We start from the raw sequence: 18615 nt of genomic DNA on the forward strand, positions 1-18615 counted from the left end.
CTTTCTCCCCTAGATCACGAACTGACGCATGTACCTGTACGAGAGCGCCACGCTCTGCACCACGCGCTCCCTGCTGCCCTCGAACGCGTGGTCCTCGACCTCAATGCAGGCGTCCCCGTCAAACCCAACCTCGGTGAGCGCCGAGACGAACGCGCCCCAGTCGACGTCTCCCAACCCACAGAGCTTTGGCACCATGTAGTCCAGCGGATAGGCCATGGTTCCGCAGGTTGCGAGCTTGTCTGGCAAAAGCTTGATGTCCTTGAAGTGGACGTGGAAGATCTTGTCGCCAAAGTCGTAGACGGCACGGCTGATGTCCATCTGCTGCCACACGAAGTGGCTGGGGTCGAAGGCCAGGCCCAGGTTGTCGCTGGGCAGGAGCTCGAACACCCTCTTCCAGTTGGCCGGAGAGGTCATGATGTTCTGCCCGCCAGGCCAGTTGGAGGCATCAAAGAGCATGGGGCAGTTCTCGATGGCGACGAGGACGCCCTCTTCCTCCGCTACCGCCAAGATGGGGTTCCAGACCTCTGGAACCTGGGCGAGGTTCTCCTCCACCGTCTTGTCGGTCATGCGCCCGATGAAGCTGGTGACCTTGGGGACACCGAGCTTTGCCGCCGCGCGGATGACCGCGACGAGGTGAGCGGAGAAGCGTGCGCGACGCTCGGGGTCGGGGTCCATCATGTTGGGGTAGTACGCGAGCGCCGAGAGCGCCACGCCCCTCTCGTCCGCATAGTCCCTGACGTGACGCGCGTAGGCGTCATCGGAGAGCACCCGCTCCGCGTCCACGTGGGAGACGCCCGCGTACTTGCGCTCCGCCTTGCCCTGCGGCCACGCGGCCGCCTCAACGCACTCGTATCCCTGACGAGCCAGCTCGTCGATCATCTCCTCGTAGGTCCAATCGGAGAGGATCGCGCTTACCAATCCAAGCTTCATGTGCCTATTCCTCCAAGGTCGAGACGGTCTTGCCCGTCTTGCTCGACTCGATGCTCGCGAAGACCGCACGCATGGCAGAGAGCACGCTCGCGCCAGGGACCGGCGGCTCCACGTCGCGCTCGATGCAGTCAACGAACGCGTCGATGACGCCGGACTTCGTCTGGTTGTCGTTGGTCTGGATGGCCTCGACGTCGTAGCACTCGCGTTCGCCGTTCCTCAGGTCCACGACAATGGAGTGCGCAGGGTCGCTGTAGATGCGCATGACGCCATCGGTGCCGTATAGGACGGTGGAGTTGTCCTCCCCGCCGTAGTAGGTCCAGCTTGCGGTCATGGTCCCGACCGTGCCGTCCGCGAGGGTGTAGATGCAGACCGCGTTGTCGTCCACGCCGACGAGGTTGCCCTGGGGGTCGCGCTTGTCCAGGGTCGTCACCTTGGCGGTGGTGGAGACGACCTCCTGGCCCAGGAGCCACTGGATGAGGTCGGTCTTGTGCACGCCCAGGTCGGCCATCGCACCCATGGCGGCGCGCTTGGGGTCGAAGAACCAGCTGCCGGTCCCGGGGTCGACGCTCCAGGTCTCGGGCCCGCCGTGGCCAAAGGTAGTCTTGAAGGTGAGGACGCGACCTATCTTGCCGGCGTCAAGGAGTTCCTTCGCGCGTTGGTGGGCGCGGGCGAAGCGCTGGTTCTGGTCAACCATCAGCTTCTTGCCGCTCGCATTGGCGGCGTCGACCATGCGGACGCACTCCTCGAGCGAGACTGCCATGGGCTTCTCGCACAGGACATGCTTGCCCGCCTGGAGTGCTCTGACCGATACGTCGGCATGCGTGGCGTTGGAGGTGCAAACGCTCACGGCGTCGATGTCGGGCGAGGCAAGGAGGTCGTCCAGATTGTCGAAGGCGACGCACCCGTAGCGCTCGGCAAGCTCCGCGGCACGCTGGGCGTTGTTGTCATACAGACCAACGATCCTCGCGTCTGGGTTTCCCTCGTATTCCGGGAGATGGCGCACCTGGGCGATTTTTCCGCAGCCGACTATCCCCACACCAACCATCAAGAACCCCCTCTGCAGTCGAGACGAACCTGTTGGGACACAAGCGGCAGCTGCGCGATGCCAAAGGGCTCGGCATGGTGTCGTTGTGAAAACTTTTCTTTCTCTTACTGAATCGCTTTCATTAGCTGTGATGCTAGGACCACGGCCGCGAATTCCCCAACACGAGAGCGGCAAACGGTTACAAAACGATTGCGAGCGTTACGTTTTTGCACTTGTTTAAATATGTTGGACATCGTTTTGCACGAACGCTTAGCATTCTTCGAAGAGAGCAACCTCAGTCCAACTCGCTTCCATTCCATGGATTCTTATGTGAAAACTTTTCTTTCAAAGGTGGTAAAATACAGGATTGTTCCTGGACTTGGCCGGCATTCCTACGATTTCGGAGGGGATCCCATGGGCAGAGGAGACAAGGCGACGGTCGCCGACGTTGCGAGGGCAGCGGGCGTCTCCCCCGCCACGGTCTCACGGGTGCTCCACCACCCCGAGCTCGTCAACGGCGAGACGTTGGAGCGCGTCAGACGCTCGATTTCCGACCTGGACTACAGCAGCGTGTCGTTCGATGGCATCGGTGCGAGCGGCACTCCCCTCGTCGTCATCAGCATCCCCTGGCTGGACAACCCGTTCTACGGGGAGATAGTGCGCGGCGCCCGCGTTGCGGCGCAGATTCACGGGGCGCAGATCCTCATCTCGTGGGGCAACCCCGAGGACCCATCGCTGGACGACTTCTGCCAGATGCTGAGGTCGTGCGGCGCACAGGGAATCATCACGTGCGGACCGCTGTCGCTGGAGGCTCTGGGGCAGATCGATGACACCGTTCCCGTGGTCCAGTGCTGCGAGTTCAACGACCGGTCCAGCGTCCCCTACGTAAGCATCGACGACTTCTCCGCCGCGCGCACGGCCACCGAGCACCTGCTGTCCTGCGGGTGCCGCCGCCTCGCGTTTGTGGGCGGGCCGGACGTGTACAAGTACACAAGGGAGCGTCGCAGGGGCTTTCTCAGCATGGTCGGAGAGCAGATGATCGAGGTGCCCGACCGTTGGGTGCTGCAAATCCCCAACAACAGCTTTGGACTGGCGTACTCGGCCGTCTGCCACATGCTCGAGTCGGAGGAACGCCCCGACGGGGTATTCGCCTGCTCCGACACCTTTGCCTCCGCGGTCATCCGCTCGGCAAGGAAGTCAAGCCTGGAGGTCCCGGGCGACCTCATGGTGGTAGGCTTCGACAACACCGACACCGCGGTGATGACCACCCCCACCATCACGACGATCAACCAGCCCCGGTACAACATGGGCTTCTCCGCCTGCAACCTCCTGTTTGAGCGCATCGAGGGGTCAAGCGAGGCAACGTCGATGACGCTGGAGACTGAGCTCATAGTACGCGAGTCCACCACGAGCAAGAAGGAGCTCTCGTAGGCGAGGCGCGCGGAGCGAGGGTGCTGAGAAAAGTTGAGTCGTGGCAATCGGAACGGCCTAGCCACCCTTTCCGTGCGGGGTTTTTCAGATGCTTGCGCTCACTTGGGAGCTTGTGCCTAAGGAATATCGAGTTATGGCAGTGAAATTACCTGACCGATTGCCACAACTCGCATTTTCTCAGCACCCACGGAGAGGGACCCCAGTTGCCCGCTTAGCTTTCTCGGGATCCAGATGGACGGATGGGGGCCCTTCTTAACATTCCCGGTACCCGGACGGATTTTGCCTCGGATGCTTAGTCCCACCGGGGCCCGCACTGGTAGGGGAGGCAGAAACTCGTCCGTGCCTTGCTCGGATTGTCACGGCACCGATCCTCTGAGCACTTCCCTGGCCCGGGCCACCGTGGCGCCGGCGGGGCGAGAAACAGTCCCGGGGGCGGCACCTCTCCCCCGCCGCGCCCTCCCGTCGCGCGGGCTACCCCCGACACAAAAACGGCCCCGGTCCGCCGAGCAGACGACGAACCGGGGCCGATCCCTGAGGAGGCTGTGTTTCTCGCAGGCGCTAGGCCTCGAAGCTCACGTCCTTGCCCTCCTTGACGAGGAGCAGTGCGACGAGGGCGACCACGGACATGACGACGAGGTACCAGCCCACGCCCTGGATGCCAAAGGCGAGCACGAGCGCCGTGGCGATCGTGGGGGCAAAGGCGCCACCGAGGATCGAGGCGAGGTTGTACGCCAGGCCGGAGCCGGAGTAGCGGACGTTGGCAGGGAACATCTCGGGCAGATAGGCACCGCAGGGCCCAAAGAGGCTGCCCATGAGGCAGAAGCCCACAGAGAGGAACAGGAACACGTTAGCGGCATTCTGGGTTGCCAGGAGCTGCGGGGCAAAGAAGCTGAACACCACGGTGAGCAGCGTCGCGAGAAGGACGACGGGGCGACGACCGTACTTGTCTGCGGCAAGGCAGCCCACGACGATGAAGACGGCGAAGAAGAACACGGCGCCGAGTTCGAGCTTGAGGTACTCGGTCTGCGCAAACCCGAGGGTCTTCACGCCGTACGAGAGGGACCAGGTTCCCAGCAGGTAGAAGAGGGTGTAGGTGATGCCCATGGCGCAGGTGCCGAGGACAACCTGCTTCCAGTACTTGGCGAGCTCGTGCAGCGGGCTCTTGACCACGCGGTCCTCCTTGACGGCCTTCTGGAAGACGGGGGTCTCGCTCATGCGCTCACGGACGACCATGCCCACGATCACGAGAACCGCCGACAGGAGGAACGGGATGCGCCAGCCCCAGGCGACCATGGTCTGCTGCGAGAGGTTGTTCTCAAGAACGAGGTTGACGCCGTAGGCGCAGAAGAAGCCGAGGGGTGCACCCAGGTTGGGGAAGGAGCCCCACAGCGCGCGCTTGTTGGCGGGCGCGTTCTCGGTGGCGACGAGCGCGGCGCCGGACCACTCGCCGGCGAGGCCCAGGCCCTGGAAGGCACGGCATACACAGAGGAGGACGACGGCCATTGGCCCGAGTACGTCGTAGCCGGGGAGGACGCCCACCACGAAGGTGGAGATGCCCATCATCAGGAGTGCGGCGACCAGGGTCTGCTTGCGGCCGAGCTTGTCGCCAAAGTGTCCGAACAGGAGCGAGCCAAACGGACGCGCCAGGAACGAGACGGCAAAGGTCACGAACGAGAACAGCGTGGCCAGGAAGGGGTTCTGCTTTGCCACGTTGGTGAAGAAGACCATTCCGAAATAGCTTGCCGCTGCGATCGAATAGCAGTAGTTGTCGTAGAACTCGATTGCGGTGCCAACCATTGAGGCCGCCATGACCTCGAGGACGGAGTCCCTATGCGGTGCCTCGGCCGCTGCCGGAGCGGATAGCGTTGCTGCTTGCGATGACATTTCGTCTCTCCCTCTGCTGGAGTCTTGGGCGCCTTCGTTGCGCCCGCGCTGGTCGTTGGTTGCATGGGTTGATATGGGAACGTTCCCATGCCCCCGTGGCAGTGCTTCCTACGTCTTTGTTGGTTGCTCCTCTCGCCTAGCCGATGTTCCGGATCTTGGTGGGAGCTGGGATGAGGGTCGGCGTCGAGAAGAAAAGGGCCCGACGCCGTCTCTGATGACAGCCCCGGGCCCAGAGGGTCCACGGCCGCCCGCGGGTGCGGACGGCCGAATATGTTGGCCACCCGCACCTAGATAATGTTGGTAATCTCAATCTGTGAGTGCTTGCTGGCCTGGAACATCGTTGGTCTCCCTTGGTTTTGAACGCGTCTGCGTTGCGTGGCTGCGACTATGGACCCCTGGAGTTCACCCGGCGATACAAACCGTCGACTCGTAACATGCGAGTAACATATTCGGCAGACGGTGTCGTTTTGTCGGCGAAAGTTGTTGCTTGTCGCAAGGGGGGCATCCCGCGACGCCCGACGTGAGATCCACGAGGTCCGAAAACCCGTACCATCAGGGGAACAATGCAACCAACGGAAACCACGCGACGAGAGGTCACCCATGGACGTGCTGCTTCTGGAGTATCCCAAGTGCTCGACATGCAAGAGGGCAAAGCGCTGGCTGGACGAGCGCGGCGTGAATTACGCAGACCGCGACATCGTGGCGGACAACCCCACGGCAGACGAGCTGGCAAGGTGGGTGGAGGCGTCGGGTCTCCCCGTGCGGCGGTTCTTCAACACCTCCGGCCGCCTCTACCGCGAACTGGGCGTGAAGGCACGTCTGGACGGCGGGATGACGAACGAGGAGGCGGTACAGCTCCTCTCCACCGATGGGATGCTGGTCAAGCGCCCCCTCCTCATCGTGGACGGCACGCCCACGATCCCCGGCTTTAGGGAGGACGCCTGGTCCCAGGCGCTGGCGCTGGACTGAGCCGCCATCGCAGGGGAGAGACGCGACCGCCCCGGGCCGAAAAGTTTCGACCCGGGGCGGCTCATGGTCTCGCATGGCTTGCGTGCGGTACACCCGCCCGTTGCTAGAACGTGATGTTCCCGAACTCGGACAGGCGTAGGTCCGGGTTGTTCTCGATGGCCCAATCCAGGTTCCACTGGCTCTTGAACAGCAGGAGGCGGCCACCGCGCCAGTCCTCCACGCGGCAGGTGTCGCGCGTGAGGTTTAGTGAGCGCACGTCCAGCTCGTCCGGACTGTTCTGAATCCAACGGATGATGGTGTACGGCAGCGGCGAGCGGCTCACGCGAACGTGGTACTCGCTCTGCAGGCGCTGCTCCAGCACCTCGAACTGCAGCACGCCCACGGCACCCACGATCACGCTCTCCATGCCGGTGCCCAGCTCGCGGAAGATCTGGATGGCACCCTCCTGCGAAAGCTCCTCCATCCCCTTGACGAACTGCTTGCGCTTGAGCGTGTCCACCTGCGTGATGCGCGCAAAGTGCTCGGGGGCGAACGTGGGGATCTGCGGGTACTGCACGCGGTCCCTCCCGGCGCACAGGGTGTCGCCGATGGAGAAAATGCCGGGGTCGAACAGGCCGACGATGTCTCCGGCGTAGGCCTCGTCCACCGTGGCGCGGTCGTCCGCCATCATCGACGTGCCGGTAGCGAGCTTGATCTTGCGGTCTCCCTGGACGTGCCACGCCTCCATCCCGCGCTCGAACTTGCCCGAGCAGATGCGAACGAAAGCGATGCGGTCACGGTGCCGCTGGTCCATGTTTGCCTGGATCTTGAACACGAAGCCCGAAAACTCGTCGCGCGTGGGGTCGACGGGCTCGCCCGAGAGGACGTCGGTGTATGGCAGGGGCGGGGGCGCGAGACGCAGGAAGTCCTTGAGGAAGGGCTCCACGCCAAAGTTGGTGAGCGCCGACCCAAAGAACACCGGGGTCAGACGCCCGTGCCGGACCGCATCGAGGTCGAACTCGTTGTCGGCGCCATCCAGCAGCTCAACGTCGTCAACCAGCGTGCGGTGGTTCTCCTCGCCAATGAGCTCGTCGAGCTGGGGGTCGCCCAGCTCCGCCTCGATCTCGCCCACGCGCTTGGTGGCGTTGGCGTGGCCGTCGCCCTCGAAGGCAATCACATGGCGCGAGTTGCGGTCGAAGACGCCGCGGAAGTTGCGACCACTCCCAATGGGCCAGGTCATGGGGTAGGTCCCAATGCCCAAGACGTTCTCGATCTCCTCCATCAGGTCGAAGGGGTCGCGCGTGTCGTGGTCCAGCTTGTTCACGAAGGTGAAGATGGGGATGTGACGCAGCGTGCAGACCTTGAACAGCTTGATGGTCTGTGCCTCGACGCCCTTGGCACCGTCAATCACCATGACGGCGGCGTCGGCCGCCATGAGGGTACGGTAGGTGTCCTCCGAGAAGTCCTGGTGACCCGGGGTGTCCAGGATGTTGACGCAGGCACCGTTGTAGGTGAACTGCAGCACCGAAGACGTGACCGAGATGCCGCGCTCCTTCTCGATGTCCATCCAGTCCGAGACCGCATGCTTTGAGCTGCTCTTTCCCTTAACGGAGCCGGCGGTCTGGATGCTGCCGGTATAGAGGAGGAGCTTCTCGGTGAGCGTCGTCTTGCCGGCATCCGGGTGAGAGATGATGGCGAAGGTGCGCCGAGAGGCGATCTGTTGCGACAGGCTTGGCATGAGAGTCCCATCTGCCGCGGCACGGGCGAGACTGCAGGCGTGTCCGCGCACCCCTCGCGCGCCGACGGCTTGACGCGTTGCGATTGACCTCGGGTATTGTACCGAGCACGATGGGCCCCAAGGTACATTGCACAAAATGGGGAGAAGAGCGCGGCCCCCCGGCGGTGCCGCGGCACATCCCACCGACCGCCAACGCGTCCCAGCCCCACTGCCAACGGGGGGGCGTGCGGAGGCAGAAGGGCGCGCATCTCTCCCCTTCCTGGCTTTGTTGCGAAGTTCTGGCACCACGACCTGCGACGCGGTATGTTTCTTGGGTCACAAGCCAGAGGGGAAGCGCCCTCTTACCCACCAGCAGAAAGCGAGACCCCCAATGGAACTCACCGGAAGCCAGATCAGGCAGCTTCGCAGCCTGTGCAACTCCCTCAAGCCCACCGTCACCATCGGCAGGGCGGGCGTGGAGGCAGTCGTCGAAGCGGCAGACGCCAGCCTTGAGGCGCACGAGCTTGTGAAGTGCTCGGTCCAGAACAACTCCGGGCTCGACGCGCGCGACGCCGCAATCGCACTCTCGCGACTCACACACTCCGAGGTCGTCCAGGTAATTGGCCACAAGTTCTCGCTCTACCGCGAGACCAGCCGCGACGACGTGGAGAAGATCAAGCTGGTATAGCCCCGATAACCGGGGATCAGAGCCCGAGGAGGAGACATGCAGGCAAAGTTCGTCCATCGCTGCACGCACGTTCTGGACAAGCAGGCGACCATCGAATTCTACGAGAAGGCCCTGGGCTTCCGCGTAGTTCGCGAGATGGGGCCAGATGACGGTTCTTGGACCAACACCTTCATGGAGAATGACGCGTCGCCGTTCCAGATCGAGCTCACGTGGAACCGGGGCCGCACCGAGCCCTACGCCAACGGTGGCAAGGACACCCACATCGCCTTCGAGGTAGACGATTACGACGCCTACCACCAGCTTCACGAGCAGATGGGCTGCATCGTGTTCGAGAATCATGCGATGGGCCTCTATTTCATCGCAGACCCCGACGGCCAGTGGATCGAGATCCTGCCCCAGGACCGATAGCGCCTCTCGCCAGAGACCACATCGTTACGCATTGCCCATCGCCCCGGCAGGTTCTCCCCGCCGGGGCGATACTCTTCTCGCACGGAGGCGGCACACCCTTCCCCGCCCCGTCAGGAGGGCATCATGCTGCTGCTGGGACAAGACGAGATTCGCGCGTGCTTCTCAATGGGAGAGGCGATCGACGCCGTGGGCGAGGCCTTCTCGCTTGCCAGCGAGAAGTGCGCCGACGTTCCGCAGCGCACGGTCCTGGCGCGGCCCGAGCTCGACGCGACCCTGCTGGTCATGCCCAGCTATGTCCCTGCAGGGGGACGGGAGCGCGCCGACGCCGCGATGGGAGTGAAGGTGCTGGGGGTCTACCCCGACAACCGCAGGTGGGGGCTTCCCACCACAACTGCGGTCATGGTCGTTGTTGACCCTGACACCGGATTGGTCGACGCCCTGGTGGACGGCACCTACCTCACAAGGCTTCGCACGGGAGCCGCCGCCGGTGCCGCAACCCGCTTGCTTGCAAGGCCCAACGCGCGCGTGGGGGCACTGCTGGGGACGGGAGGACTCGCGCTCTGCCAGCTGGAGGCGCTCCTCTGCGCACGCAAACTGGAGGAGGTCCGTCTCTTCAGCCCGCATCCCGAGCATGCGCGGGAGCTGGCGCGCCTTGCCCGGAAGGAGCTGGACCTGAACCGAACCACGCTTGTGCCCTGCGACTCCGCGCGGGCCTGCGTCGAAGGCGCCGACGTGATCACTTGCGCCACGACCTCTCACGAGCCAGTGATGGAGGCATCGTGGGTCAAGCCAGGGGCACACGTAAACGGCGTGGGGTCCTACACCCCGAACATGCGGGAGCTGCCAGAGACCCTGATTGCGCGGGCAGAGCTCATCTCGGTCGACTCCACCGATGCGGTCATGGCCGAGGACGGAACCCTAATCGATGCCGTGGCAGATGGGCTGGTGAGCCGTGGTGACCTGGTCGAGCTGGGAACCCTGTGGGACCAGGCGGACGGCGGGGCGTCCTGCCTTCGCGGAACGCCGGCGCTGCCAAGCGACTCCACGAGCGTCTTCAAGACCGTGGGCATCGCGGTCCAGGACAGCGTGTGCGCTGCGCGGATCGTTCGAGCGGCGCGCGAGAGGGGCGTCGGCCGCGAGGTGGAGCTGTAGCCCCACTGTCTCGGGCGTCTCGACCGCTTGGGCTCTGGGTTCTTCACGTGCCTTGCGGGCGAGGTGCTTGGCATCGCCGGGGCGTGCATGGTCAGCGTGCGACCAGTGCTTAGAAAACCCGACGCGTGCACGTATTTCGGGATGAAATGCTTAGTTCCACCGGGACGCGCGCGGCTCAAGCCCATGGAAACACAACCGAGCCCCGAGTTCTCTAAGCGTCTCTCCTATCCCAATCGCTCGAGCACCGAATACTTTAAGCGCTTTGCGGCTACCACCAGACGGGGGCAAGGCCTCCACGTGAAAGGTGCTGAGGAAATGCGAGCTGTGGCAATCGGGATGGCCGGAAGCCTAGCTTTCCCGATGCCCAGCGGTTCCCTAGGAAGACCAAAAGCCAAGAAGTACCTCTTGCTGCTGAAGAATTTCGACCTGTGGCAATCGAGGCGGGCTCCAACGGGGGACCCGATTGCCACAACTCCAATTTTCTCAGCAGCTCACCGTGCTGAGGTACGTGCGCTCACTGTTTTACCGGGTTCTTCCGTGCGCGAGGAGGCTTTACTGCCCGCGCAATTGCCACAGCTCGCATTTTCTCAGCACCGATACCATCACCAGATGCACGCGCCCGAGTCCTTCGCGCCTCCTCGCGCTGCCCTACCTCAGCCATGCGGGGAGAGACCCGTCGTCCCCCTGTGTCGAGTGGAGGTTCCGACGTATCGCCGGAATCACGATGTCACGCACCGTCCGCAGGAACTCCCCTGCGGGAATCGAGTTGCCAGTAGAACCCCTAAAGCGAAGCGCTTCTCCCACCCCACCCACAGCGAATGCGAGCAGCGTGCGGACCCGGTTACCAGCCTTATCAGGATCCACGCCGAGCGCCTCTGCAGTCGCCTGGGCGAGAAGCCCGTCAAGATACTTCCTGCCAAGGCCACCCTCGTTGAGAGAGGCGAAGGTGCACAGCCGGTCGAGGCTCTCTGCCAGCTGGGACTCATCAGTGACGGGTTGGGCTTCGCGTCTCTCGCCCACCATTCGCTCCACCACCACACGCACGGCGCCGTCGATGCCCATCGCCCCCAACGCCGTGTCACTGAGGGACTCGAGCGTCCGGAAGTGGTAGTAGAAGGTCGTCTTGTTGCATCCCACCGAGTCGACGATCAGCCGTACGCTGATCTGGTCCACAGGCATCTGCGTGGCAAGCTCCTGGAACCTGCTGACCAGCTGATCCCTGGTGGCATATTTTTCGTCTGTACGTCTTGGCCGTGCCATCCCCACTCACCTCTTTATTACAACTCTTTGTTGGGTTTAAATTCATGGTACGAGTTTAAGACGCAGGTTGCCCTCTTGCTCATTTAATATAACTATGAGTTGTATTAAATGATACGAACCATCGAGGAGGGGCCATGACTCGATGGGAACGCAAGAAGGGCGCAGGAACGCTGACTTGCCTGACACGCCCGAGCGCAGCAGGTACGTATCGACCATGCGCGGAGACGCGCGACGAGGCCGCTCCATTCGTGCTGAAAATGCTATCGAACAGCCCGCACTCGCCAATCGCGATGGAACAACCATCCTTTGCGAGTAGAATAGTTCAAACTGCAACTCAGAAGAATCGTAGGTGTTCAATGACAGAGCAAGCATCAGCTTCCAATAACTACGAAACTCCCCAAGCGGAAATCGTGCAGGTGGAGGGTAGTGCGCTATGCAGATCAGACAGCTACACCCCCTACCCCGGCGAACCCGGATAATTGCAGGCGCATATAACCAGCCGGCCCAACGTAAAACGTTGGGCCGTTTTTCACTTATGCCTCAACCCTACTCCTCGATGCTCGCCGAGCATCACTCTTGAGAACACGAGGTCCAGGAAACACGCCCCTCTCGCCTAACGGTCAAGACGAGAGGGGCGTGGGGCTTAGGTACAGGCAGACCCCCAGGGGGTACGGCATCCGGGAGGGGATGCCTAGCGCAGCGACAGCCCGTCGTGCCAGGCCCTGCCTACGGATTCACCCACAACGCGATACTCGCGTGCGGCGGAATCGAAGACGATAGGACGAAGCTTTCCCAGATCGACATGCCCATCGGTAATCACCGAGTCGTCCGCGATCTCGTTCACGACCTCACCGACCAGGATTCCCGTATTGGGGTCGTAGCTCGCGACCGTGCACTCCATCGTCACCGGATACTCCTCGATAACGGGGGCGTTTACGTGCGGCGCCTTATGCACGTGGACGCCCGCCCTCTCGATCTTGTTGACCTTGGCGCCAGAGTCGATGCCAAAGTAGTCGGAGATCGCCACGGTATCCGCCGTTCCAAACGCGACCGTGAACGCTCCCGTCACCTGCAGATTCTGGGTGGTCTTGTGCTTGCCCAGAAAGAAGGTGATCTGGCTGTAGTCGGATTGAACGCCCCAGGCGGCGTTCATCGCATTGGGCACACCGTTCTCGTCGTAGGTCCCAATGATGTAGACGCCCTCAGGAATCATGGCCGACTTGCTTCCCTCAAATTCCATGCTTGCCTCCCTGCCAAATTCGGTCACCATCACCACCATTGTTCCCAGCAGGGAGGCGTCGCCCGCACAAGAGACGGGAACCCCCGCCGCATGCGAAAGGAACGGTCTTCAGGAGCGATAGCGGCGACTGCCCCGTTGTCGTACCCTCGGTGCGAGGAGAAGCGCCCCCCAGCGGACGATTCGAGGACGGGAGCAGAGCATGAAGTGGGTGGAGAACCGGCTGCACGAGCTGGCGGACACAGGTGGCGAGTATCGCGAGTTCAACGCGCGGATAGTGGCGACCGTCGACCCCACAACCATGCTTGGGGTACGCGTGCCGCGACTGAGGGCACTTGCTCGCGAGGTTGTGCGCTCGGAAGACCGCGACGCGTTTCTCGCGGAGCTCCCCCATCGCTGGTACGAGGAGTACCTGGTACACGCCTTCGTGCTCAACGATACGCACGAGCTGGATCGCACCGTCGACCTGCTGGACGCGCTGCTGCCCTACGTGGACAACTGGTGCGTGTGCGACGCCCTCAACCCGCGCGCGTTCCACGACGGCCGCGAGTTGCACGGAGACCCCGCGGGGACGCTCGTGCCCCTGGCACGGAGGTGGATGGCGTCTCCACGCACCTACACCAGGCGCTTTGGCGTGTCGGTGCTCATGAGGGACCTCTTGGGCGAGGGGTACGACCCCTCACAGCTGGGGCTCGCGGTCGCGGCAGACAATGGGGAGTACTACGTGCGGATGATGATTGCCTGGTACCTGGCCGAGGCGCTCGTCTCGCACGAGGCAGACGCGATGGCCGCGATAGCCTCGGCGGCCACCAACCCCCAGGTCAGACGCATGGCTATACAGAAGGGCATCGAGAGCCGGCGAGTTGACGCCACAACAAAGGAGGCCCTCCGCCGCATGAGGCGAAGGGCCTAGCCCGGTCAGACGCACGTCACGCGCCCAGGGGGCACGAGCCCCCCCCGCCCCGTCCCAACACGAGGCAGGACGTGTCAGCAAATGGAATTGGTCGTACAGGGGTTGTCGCCCCGCCCTCACTCGAAGATCATCTGTGGCAGTCGTTGCCATCCCATCGCGAATCCCCAGGTCGTCAGTGGTTAACTCGTAGGGATGGCTCCTGACAAGAGAGGCGAGGCAACCTCACTCGCAGCAACGTCGCGAGGTGGACCTATCGTCCCCGCCAGGCTCGGGGATTCCCCCAAAGAAGTCCGAGAGGCCGTGCGCCACCCGGGGATCAATTGAGTAGTAGCACCACCGGCCCTGACGCCGGCAGCGAACCAGGCCGCAATCACAGAGCACGCGCATGTGGTGCGAGAGGGTCGGCTGCGATATGTCCAGGCCGTCGAGCAGCTGGCAGGCGCACATCTCGCCACGCCCAGCGAGGGAACGGACCACGGTGAGGCGGTTCTCGTCCGCCAGTGCCCTGAACACGTTGACCAGCTCAGCCTCGGTCATCGGCATCCGCCACCTCCTGGGCCGTCTCCCCCGAGGGAATCATTCTCTCGCGCAAGGTGCCCAGCCTCGTTACGATGGAGTCGGCGCAGGATGCATACCCCTCAGCCGGGCCACCCATGGGGTCATCCAACCCCCAGTCCTCGCGGTGATCGCAGGGAAACGCTGGGCACGACACGCCGCAGCCCATGGTCACGAGCCAATCCACGCGAGGTGGGAGCTCGTCAAGGGTCTTGGGTCGCAGGTCGCTGGCATCGACCCCACGGCGGGCGAGTTCGGCGAGCGCCCCCGGATCCACGGCCTCGGCGGGATGCGTGCCAGCGGAGAGGAACGTTGCCTCCCCAGGCATCAGGCTCCTCGCCAGGGCCTGCGCCATCTGGCTGCGACAGGCGTTGTGCGTGCACACGAACGCGACGATGGGACGCTGCCTCATCTCTCCCCTTCCCCCAAGACGGGCCACGAGAGCCCGCGACGCATGGCGGTGGCTGCATTCACCAACAGTATGAGCGAAGGCACCTCGATGAGCGGCCCGACCACGGCAGCAAACGCCTCGCCCGAGCCAAGCCCAAAGGTCGCAACGGCAACGGCGATGGCAAGCTCGAAGTTGTTGCCCGCTGCGGTGAATGCTATGGAGCTGGTCTGGGGGTACGGAAAGCCCGCCGCGCGAGCCGCAGCAAAGCTCGCAAAGAACATGACCGCAAAGTAGATGACGAGCGGGACCGCAATCCTCACCGCATCGAGCGGGAGCTGGACGATCTGCCGACCCTTGAGAGAGAACATCAACACGATGGTGGCGAGAAGCGCCGCGAACGAGACCGGCGACACGCGCGGGAGGAGCACGCCTTCGTACCAGTCGCGTCCCCTGGCATGCTCGAGGGCAAGACGCCCAAGCGCACCCGCGGCAAACGGAATGCCGAGATAGAACAGGACGGTGCCAGCCACGTCCCCCACCGAGAGGCTCACGGCAACGACCGGTGCGCCGACCAGAGCCGTGAGCCTGGTCGCATAGAGCCACGCGAGAGGACCGTACAACAGGACCTGCAGAATCGCATTGACCGCGACGAACCCCGCGCAGTACTCGGCATCACCGCCGGCGAGCCCGTTCCAGACGATGACCATTGCGATGCAGGGAGCGATTCCGATGAGGATAAGCCCCGTCATGTAGTCGGGGTGGTCTCCGAGGAGGGTCGTTGCCAGGGTAAACATGAGGAGCGGGCCTACGACCGCACAGAACAGGAGCATGAGGGCGAGGGCACGGCCGTTACGAAAGACCCTCGGCAGTTCCGAATACCGCACCTTGGCAAGGGGCGGATAGAGCATCAGCATCATGCAGACCGCCAGTGGGACGTTGGTAGTCCCCACCGCCACGGAATTGAGGGCATCGGCAACCCCTGGGGCAACTGCGCCCAGCGTTATCCCCGCCGCCATCGCCAGGAAGATCCACAGGGTGAGGAGCCTATCCCTCACCCCCAAGCGGGATGCCGCACCCCCTTGTGCCACGTTTTTCTCCCCTGTCATCGGAACCACCCTCCCACGCCGAGCGCATTGGTACGTTCGACTTATTGACACTTATCAATACGTTGTGGATGGTAGCACACAAATTGACGTATTTCGATATGATGGGAAACGAACTATGAGGTGGGAGACGGGCAAGCCGTCGTAGGCGCGCAGTGAGCCCGATGGCGGCAGCTGCCGGATGGCGCAGCCCGTGCCAGCGAAGGAGGGAGAGGCATGGATGCCATGACCACGTATGCCCCCGGGGAGCGCGAGGCCCTGATCGCGCGGGCGTGCGAGGAGTCCACAAGCACCGATCCGCTCGAGGTGTTTGAGGAGGTCACCTCGCTCCCCTTCGTGCGCATGCATGGACCGGAGCACCACGTGCTGGACGGGGCGTGCCTGCTCGCCGCCTACCGCAACGCAGGGGGCAAGATAGACCTGGATGCGGCGCTTGCCGAGCTCGCGTCACGGGGGCTCAAGATGCCCGGGGCCATGTGCGGCATGTGGGGAGCCTGCGGCTCGACGACCTCCGTAGGCGCCGCCCTCTCGATCATCGAAGGCACGGGTCCCCTTACCACCGACGAGTCCTGGGGAGGGCACCTCGCCGTCTCGTCGCAGGCTCTCCTCAAGATGGCAGAGGTCGGCGGCCCCCGGTGCTGCAAGCGAGACGCCTACATCTCGCTGCGCGAGGGGACTCGCTACGTCTGCGACTCGCTTGGAATCAAGCTGGGTTGGCACGAGCCGCGCTGCAAGTTCCACCAGCGCAACGCGCAGTGCCTGGGGGAGAGGTGCCCCTTCTTCCCCCCTGCCTGATCCCCGGGTTGCCCACGCATCCCAAACGGAGCGCCCCCGCGGCTTCAACGAGGCCGCGGGGGCGCCGCCATGCGGTCAATTTGAGTGAGCGCCGCAAGCCCTACTCGCGCGTGAGCAGCAGGGCCATCTTGAACCGACTGCTCGCCTTCACGTAGTGACGGCCGCCCTTCGCAAAGCGGATCGCCTCGCCGGCGCGTAGCCTGTGCACGGCGCCCTCGTAACCGATGAGCCCCTCGCCCTCCAGCGCCAGGACGATCGCGTCGCCAGGCGCGGAGTGCTCGTCCAGCCCGGTGCCCTCGTCAAAGCTCATCACGGCAAGCTTAACGGAGTCGGTGTTAACGACATCCTTGCTCACGACCTCGCCCTCCCGGTACGGAACCTCGTCCGCAAGCGAGAGGACCCTTCCTGCCTCGGGAAACGCTCCCATGTCTCCTCCATTCGCAACCGATACCTCAAGGTAGACGCACCCGTCGTCCTCGCAGCCAATGCCAACGGGGGCATCCGCGGGAAGCGAGACGGCGCTGAGCCTCGGTGCGCGCAGCGGCTCGGGGGTTCCGGGGATGCTCGCGAGCAGGTTGCCCGCCACCACGACCTCGAGCCGTCGAGCCGGCGATGACTCCGCGCTGATGTCGGTTCCCTCGCTCAGTGAGAACCGCGTGACCGTGGCGCTAGAGAGCTCCCACATCTTGCGCGAGGACGTGCACCCGGGGATCGGTGCCCACTCGCCTGCCATCGAGAACGGCTCTCCCACATCGTTTGTCATCGTTTCTCTCCTCCCGTGCATCGGCCATTGTCTCCCACATACCCAATGGTATCTGTTATGTAACAGTTAGCCCTCAGCCTCTCGCCGACCCAGCGGAGGTCCGGCTTCGCCGACGCGACGTTCTCGCTGTTAGAATGTGTCGCGCCAGCAAGATGCTAACAAGGAGCCCCACATGGAGCTACAGCAGGTCCAGCGTCAATCAGCCGAGATACGCGCGCTCTATCACGGGCTGGAGCGTAAGATCCATGGCTCCGAGTGGACCGTTGAGGAGGACGCCCTGGCCTTTCTCACCGATGCCGGCCTGGTGGGCCGCCTTGTGATGGACGAGCAGGGGCGCTGGCCAAGCTCTGATGGCCCCACGCTCCCCGCGAAGATCGGCGAGTGCGTGTGGTGGCTCGCCGTACTCGCGGAGCGGACCGGATTGGACCTCGACGCCTGCGTGGAAGGCTTTCTGCGCGAGCGATCGGCGGCGCTCGGCGCCAACGCAACTCTCAACGCGAGGGAGAGAGCGTAGCGCGCAACCGCCTTGCCGCCGGGCATCGGCAGAGCGCGATGGGAAGCTGGTGGGAATTGGCATGCGCGCCTTCGGGGCAGCACCAACCCCGCGGCGCACGGTGCGATGCGCCCAAGCCTTATCAGCGGCAGGCTTTGGGCTGGCTTTGGCTATCGGTCGATTTGCCGCACGAATGCCCCCGGTGACCCGCCTATGTTAGATTTCTCTAACTAAACTGCGCCGACGGGGCGGGTCCGGGGCAAGCCGGCTCACCCCACGACCGAAGGCGGGGACGCCATGGGACTGCTTCGCTCGTTCTTCAACAACACCCGGAAGCCCAAGGGACCCCTTGGCAGGGGGATGCTCGCGAGCATGAACCGTGGTCACGTTGCGGTATCGGACTGGGGAATGGGGCACCTTGGAGGCCTTGCGCCCCAGAGCATCGTGGAGCTGGGCTGCGGCGGTGGGCGCAACGCGCACAGGCTGCTGGAGGAGTACCCCCAGGCACACCTGGTCGCCGTCGACTACTCGGAGGAGTCGCTCGCGAAGACCGAACAGGTCAACCGCGACTTTGTGGCGGAGGGGCGCTGTACGCTGGTGGAGGCGAACGTCTCTGGCCTACCTCTCGAGGACGACTCCTTCGACCTGGCGACTGCATTTGAGACGGTCTACTTCTGGCCTGGCCCCGTGGAGAGCTTTCGCGAGGTCAGGCGAATACTGCGGGACAGCGGCACCTTCCTCGTCGTGAACGAGTCGGACGGCACCAACGAGGCCGACGAAAGGTGGACGGGCATCATCGACGACCTGCGCATCTACACCGAGGAGCAGCTTCGCGCCTATCTTGCGGAGGCTGGCTTCACCCGCGTGGAGGTCGACCATGACCAGCGAAGGCACTGGCTCTGCCTGCTTGCCCGGAAGTGAGG

19 protein-coding genes are annotated in these 18615 nt (G+C 63.7%); 9 read left to right on the forward strand and 10 right to left on the reverse strand.

The features are described 5' to 3' along the window. Positions 1 to 9 precede the first annotated feature (9 nt). Entirely contained in the window at positions 10 to 930 is a 921-nt protein-coding gene (locus FYJ68_RS07270) for a sugar phosphate isomerase/epimerase family protein (RefSeq protein WP_154435508.1), read from the reverse strand. Positions 931 to 934: 4 nt separating this feature from the next. Beyond that, positions 935 to 1975, reverse strand: coding sequence for a Gfo/Idh/MocA family protein (locus FYJ68_RS07275; RefSeq protein WP_154435510.1), 1041 nt, complete (start codon positions 1973 to 1975; stop codon positions 935 to 937). 393 nt (positions 1976 to 2368) lie between these two features. Between FYJ68_RS07275 and FYJ68_RS07280 the strand changes: the two genes are divergently transcribed. Continuing rightward, positions 2369 to 3385, forward strand: coding sequence for a LacI family DNA-binding transcriptional regulator (locus FYJ68_RS07280; RefSeq protein ID WP_154435512.1), 1017 nt, complete (start codon positions 2369 to 2371; stop codon positions 3383 to 3385). A gap of 558 nt (positions 3386 to 3943) precedes the next feature. On the opposite strand, the gene FYJ68_RS07285 is transcribed toward FYJ68_RS07280, so the two are convergent. Further along, the gene (locus FYJ68_RS07285; RefSeq protein ID WP_154435514.1) at positions 3944 to 5269 is read right to left on the reverse strand and encodes an MFS transporter; all 1326 of its coding nucleotides are present in this window, start codon (positions 5267 to 5269) and stop codon (positions 3944 to 3946) included. A gap of 600 nt (positions 5270 to 5869) precedes the next feature. On the opposite strand from FYJ68_RS07285, the gene FYJ68_RS07290 reads away from it, so the two are divergent. After that, positions 5870 to 6238, forward strand: coding sequence for an arsenate reductase family protein (locus FYJ68_RS07290; protein WP_154435516.1), 369 nt, complete (start codon positions 5870 to 5872; stop codon positions 6236 to 6238). A 103-nt stretch (positions 6239 to 6341) separates the two neighbouring features. Here the strand turns inward: FYJ68_RS07290 and FYJ68_RS07295 are convergent, their stop codons facing one another. Then, complete coding sequence (locus FYJ68_RS07295) at positions 6342 to 7955, reverse strand: peptide chain release factor 3 (RefSeq protein ID WP_154435518.1); 1614 nt, start codon at positions 7953 to 7955, stop codon at positions 6342 to 6344. 370 nt (positions 7956 to 8325) lie between these two features. On the opposite strand from FYJ68_RS07295, the gene FYJ68_RS07300 reads away from it, so the two are divergent. The 3 genes from FYJ68_RS07300 to FYJ68_RS07310 all read left to right on the forward strand — a co-directional run bounded on the left by FYJ68_RS07300 (position 8326) and on the right by FYJ68_RS07310 (position 10182). Next, positions 8326 to 8622, forward strand: a complete 297-nt coding sequence (locus tag FYJ68_RS07300) for a YhbY family RNA-binding protein (protein WP_154435520.1) — start codon at positions 8326 to 8328, stop codon at positions 8620 to 8622. 36 nt (positions 8623 to 8658) lie between these two features. Further along, complete coding sequence (locus tag FYJ68_RS07305) at positions 8659 to 9030, forward strand: VOC family protein (protein WP_154435522.1); 372 nt, start codon at positions 8659 to 8661, stop codon at positions 9028 to 9030. 123 nt (positions 9031 to 9153) lie between these two features. Beyond that, positions 9154 to 10182: an ornithine cyclodeaminase family protein gene (locus FYJ68_RS07310; protein WP_154435524.1), complete on the forward strand. Its 1029-nt coding sequence runs from the start codon at positions 9154 to 9156 to the stop codon at positions 10180 to 10182. A gap of 648 nt (positions 10183 to 10830) precedes the next feature. Here FYJ68_RS07310 and FYJ68_RS07315 read toward each other — a convergent pair. Both FYJ68_RS07315 and FYJ68_RS07320 read right to left on the reverse strand, forming a co-directional pair. Next, on the reverse strand, positions 10831 to 11442 hold the full coding sequence (locus FYJ68_RS07315; protein ID WP_154435526.1) for a TetR/AcrR family transcriptional regulator: 612 nt from the start codon (positions 11440 to 11442) through the stop codon (positions 10831 to 10833). Between the two features lie 691 nt (positions 11443 to 12133). Continuing rightward, on the reverse strand, positions 12134 to 12682 hold the full coding sequence (locus FYJ68_RS07320) for a flavin reductase family protein (protein ID WP_154435528.1): 549 nt from the start codon (positions 12680 to 12682) through the stop codon (positions 12134 to 12136). 199 nt (positions 12683 to 12881) lie between these two features. Between FYJ68_RS07320 and FYJ68_RS07325 the strand changes: the two genes are divergently transcribed. Beyond that, positions 12882 to 13592, forward strand: coding sequence for a DNA alkylation repair protein (locus tag FYJ68_RS07325; RefSeq protein WP_154435530.1), 711 nt, complete (start codon positions 12882 to 12884; stop codon positions 13590 to 13592). Between the two features lie 222 nt (positions 13593 to 13814). Here the strand turns inward: FYJ68_RS07325 and FYJ68_RS07330 are convergent, their stop codons facing one another. The 3 genes from FYJ68_RS07330 to arsB are packed head-to-tail and all read right to left on the reverse strand — an operon-like array spanning position 13815 to position 15626. Beyond that, complete coding sequence (locus tag FYJ68_RS07330) at positions 13815 to 14129, reverse strand: ArsR/SmtB family transcription factor (RefSeq protein ID WP_229772112.1); 315 nt, start codon at positions 14127 to 14129, stop codon at positions 13815 to 13817. Then, complete coding sequence (locus tag FYJ68_RS07335) at positions 14116 to 14559, reverse strand: arsenate-mycothiol transferase ArsC (RefSeq protein ID WP_154435534.1); 444 nt, start codon at positions 14557 to 14559, stop codon at positions 14116 to 14118. Before FYJ68_RS07335 ends, FYJ68_RS07330 begins: the two co-directional genes overlap by 14 nt. After that, complete coding sequence (gene arsB / locus FYJ68_RS07340; protein WP_326832267.1) at positions 14556 to 15626, reverse strand: ACR3 family arsenite efflux transporter; 1071 nt, start codon at positions 15624 to 15626, stop codon at positions 14556 to 14558. Before arsB ends, FYJ68_RS07335 begins: the two co-directional genes overlap by 4 nt. A 231-nt stretch (positions 15627 to 15857) precedes the next feature. Here arsB and FYJ68_RS07345 point away from each other — a divergent pair, with 231 nt between their 5' ends. Then, on the forward strand, positions 15858 to 16436 hold the full coding sequence (locus tag FYJ68_RS07345) for a DUF5714 domain-containing protein (protein ID WP_229772113.1): 579 nt from the start codon (positions 15858 to 15860) through the stop codon (positions 16434 to 16436). Between the two features lie 100 nt (positions 16437 to 16536). On the opposite strand, the gene FYJ68_RS07350 is transcribed toward FYJ68_RS07345, so the two are convergent. Beyond that, entirely contained in the window at positions 16537 to 17199 is a 663-nt protein-coding gene (locus FYJ68_RS07350; RefSeq protein ID WP_154435538.1) for a cupin domain-containing protein, read from the reverse strand. Between the two features lie 172 nt (positions 17200 to 17371). Here FYJ68_RS07350 and FYJ68_RS07355 point away from each other — a divergent pair, with 172 nt between their 5' ends. Continuing rightward, the gene (locus FYJ68_RS07355; protein WP_154435540.1) at positions 17372 to 17713 is read left to right on the forward strand and encodes a nucleoside triphosphate pyrophosphohydrolase family protein; all 342 of its coding nucleotides are present in this window, start codon (positions 17372 to 17374) and stop codon (positions 17711 to 17713) included. A gap of 276 nt (positions 17714 to 17989) precedes the next feature. Continuing rightward, the gene (locus FYJ68_RS07360) at positions 17990 to 18613 is read left to right on the forward strand and encodes a class I SAM-dependent methyltransferase (protein ID WP_154435542.1); all 624 of its coding nucleotides are present in this window, start codon (positions 17990 to 17992) and stop codon (positions 18611 to 18613) included. Positions 18614 to 18615 lie beyond the last annotated feature (2 nt).

Origin of the sequence: Olsenella porci (assembly GCF_009695875.1) — a bacterium.
Lineage (GTDB): Bacteria > Actinomycetota > Coriobacteriia > Coriobacteriales > Atopobiaceae > Olsenella_H > Olsenella_H porci.

What these genes read in the sequence shown, in the direction of transcription:
- FYJ68_RS07310 (WP_154435524.1), top strand. Translation starts at nt 9,154, where the DNA reads ATGCTGCTGCTGGGACAAGACGAGATTCGCGCGTGCTTCTCAATGGGA.
- FYJ68_RS07355 (WP_154435540.1), top strand. Translation starts at nt 17,372, where the DNA reads ATGGAGCTACAGCAGGTCCAGCGTCAATCAGCCGAGATACGCGCGCTC.
- FYJ68_RS07330 (WP_229772112.1), bottom strand. Translation starts at nt 14,129, where the DNA reads ATGACCGAGGCTGAGCTGGTCAACGTGTTCAGGGCACTGGCGGACGAG.
- FYJ68_RS07285 (WP_154435514.1), bottom strand. Translation starts at nt 5,269, where the DNA reads ATGTCATCGCAAGCAGCAACGCTATCCGCTCCGGCAGCGGCCGAGGCA.
- FYJ68_RS07275 (WP_154435510.1), bottom strand. Translation starts at nt 1,975, where the DNA reads ATGGTTGGTGTGGGGATAGTCGGCTGCGGAAAAATCGCCCAGGTGCGC.
- FYJ68_RS07305 (WP_154435522.1), top strand. Translation starts at nt 8,659, where the DNA reads ATGCAGGCAAAGTTCGTCCATCGCTGCACGCACGTTCTGGACAAGCAG.
- FYJ68_RS07320 (WP_154435528.1), bottom strand. Translation starts at nt 12,682, where the DNA reads ATGGAATTTGAGGGAAGCAAGTCGGCCATGATTCCTGAGGGCGTCTAC.
- FYJ68_RS07290 (WP_154435516.1), top strand. Translation starts at nt 5,870, where the DNA reads ATGGACGTGCTGCTTCTGGAGTATCCCAAGTGCTCGACATGCAAGAGG.
- FYJ68_RS07360 (WP_154435542.1), top strand. Translation starts at nt 17,990, where the DNA reads ATGGGACTGCTTCGCTCGTTCTTCAACAACACCCGGAAGCCCAAGGGA.
- FYJ68_RS07335 (WP_154435534.1), bottom strand. Translation starts at nt 14,559, where the DNA reads ATGAGGCAGCGTCCCATCGTCGCGTTCGTGTGCACGCACAACGCCTGT.
- FYJ68_RS07315 (WP_154435526.1), bottom strand. Translation starts at nt 11,442, where the DNA reads ATGGCACGGCCAAGACGTACAGACGAAAAATATGCCACCAGGGATCAG.
- FYJ68_RS07280 (WP_154435512.1), top strand. Translation starts at nt 2,369, where the DNA reads ATGGGCAGAGGAGACAAGGCGACGGTCGCCGACGTTGCGAGGGCAGCG.
- FYJ68_RS07300 (WP_154435520.1), top strand. Translation starts at nt 8,326, where the DNA reads ATGGAACTCACCGGAAGCCAGATCAGGCAGCTTCGCAGCCTGTGCAAC.
- FYJ68_RS07345 (WP_229772113.1), top strand. Translation starts at nt 15,858, where the DNA reads ATGGATGCCATGACCACGTATGCCCCCGGGGAGCGCGAGGCCCTGATC.
- FYJ68_RS07295 (WP_154435518.1), bottom strand. Translation starts at nt 7,955, where the DNA reads ATGCCAAGCCTGTCGCAACAGATCGCCTCTCGGCGCACCTTCGCCATC.
- FYJ68_RS07270 (WP_154435508.1), bottom strand. Translation starts at nt 930, where the DNA reads ATGAAGCTTGGATTGGTAAGCGCGATCCTCTCCGATTGGACCTACGAG.
- FYJ68_RS07350 (WP_154435538.1), bottom strand. Translation starts at nt 17,199, where the DNA reads ATGACAAACGATGTGGGAGAGCCGTTCTCGATGGCAGGCGAGTGGGCA.
- FYJ68_RS07325 (WP_154435530.1), top strand. Translation starts at nt 12,882, where the DNA reads ATGAAGTGGGTGGAGAACCGGCTGCACGAGCTGGCGGACACAGGTGGC.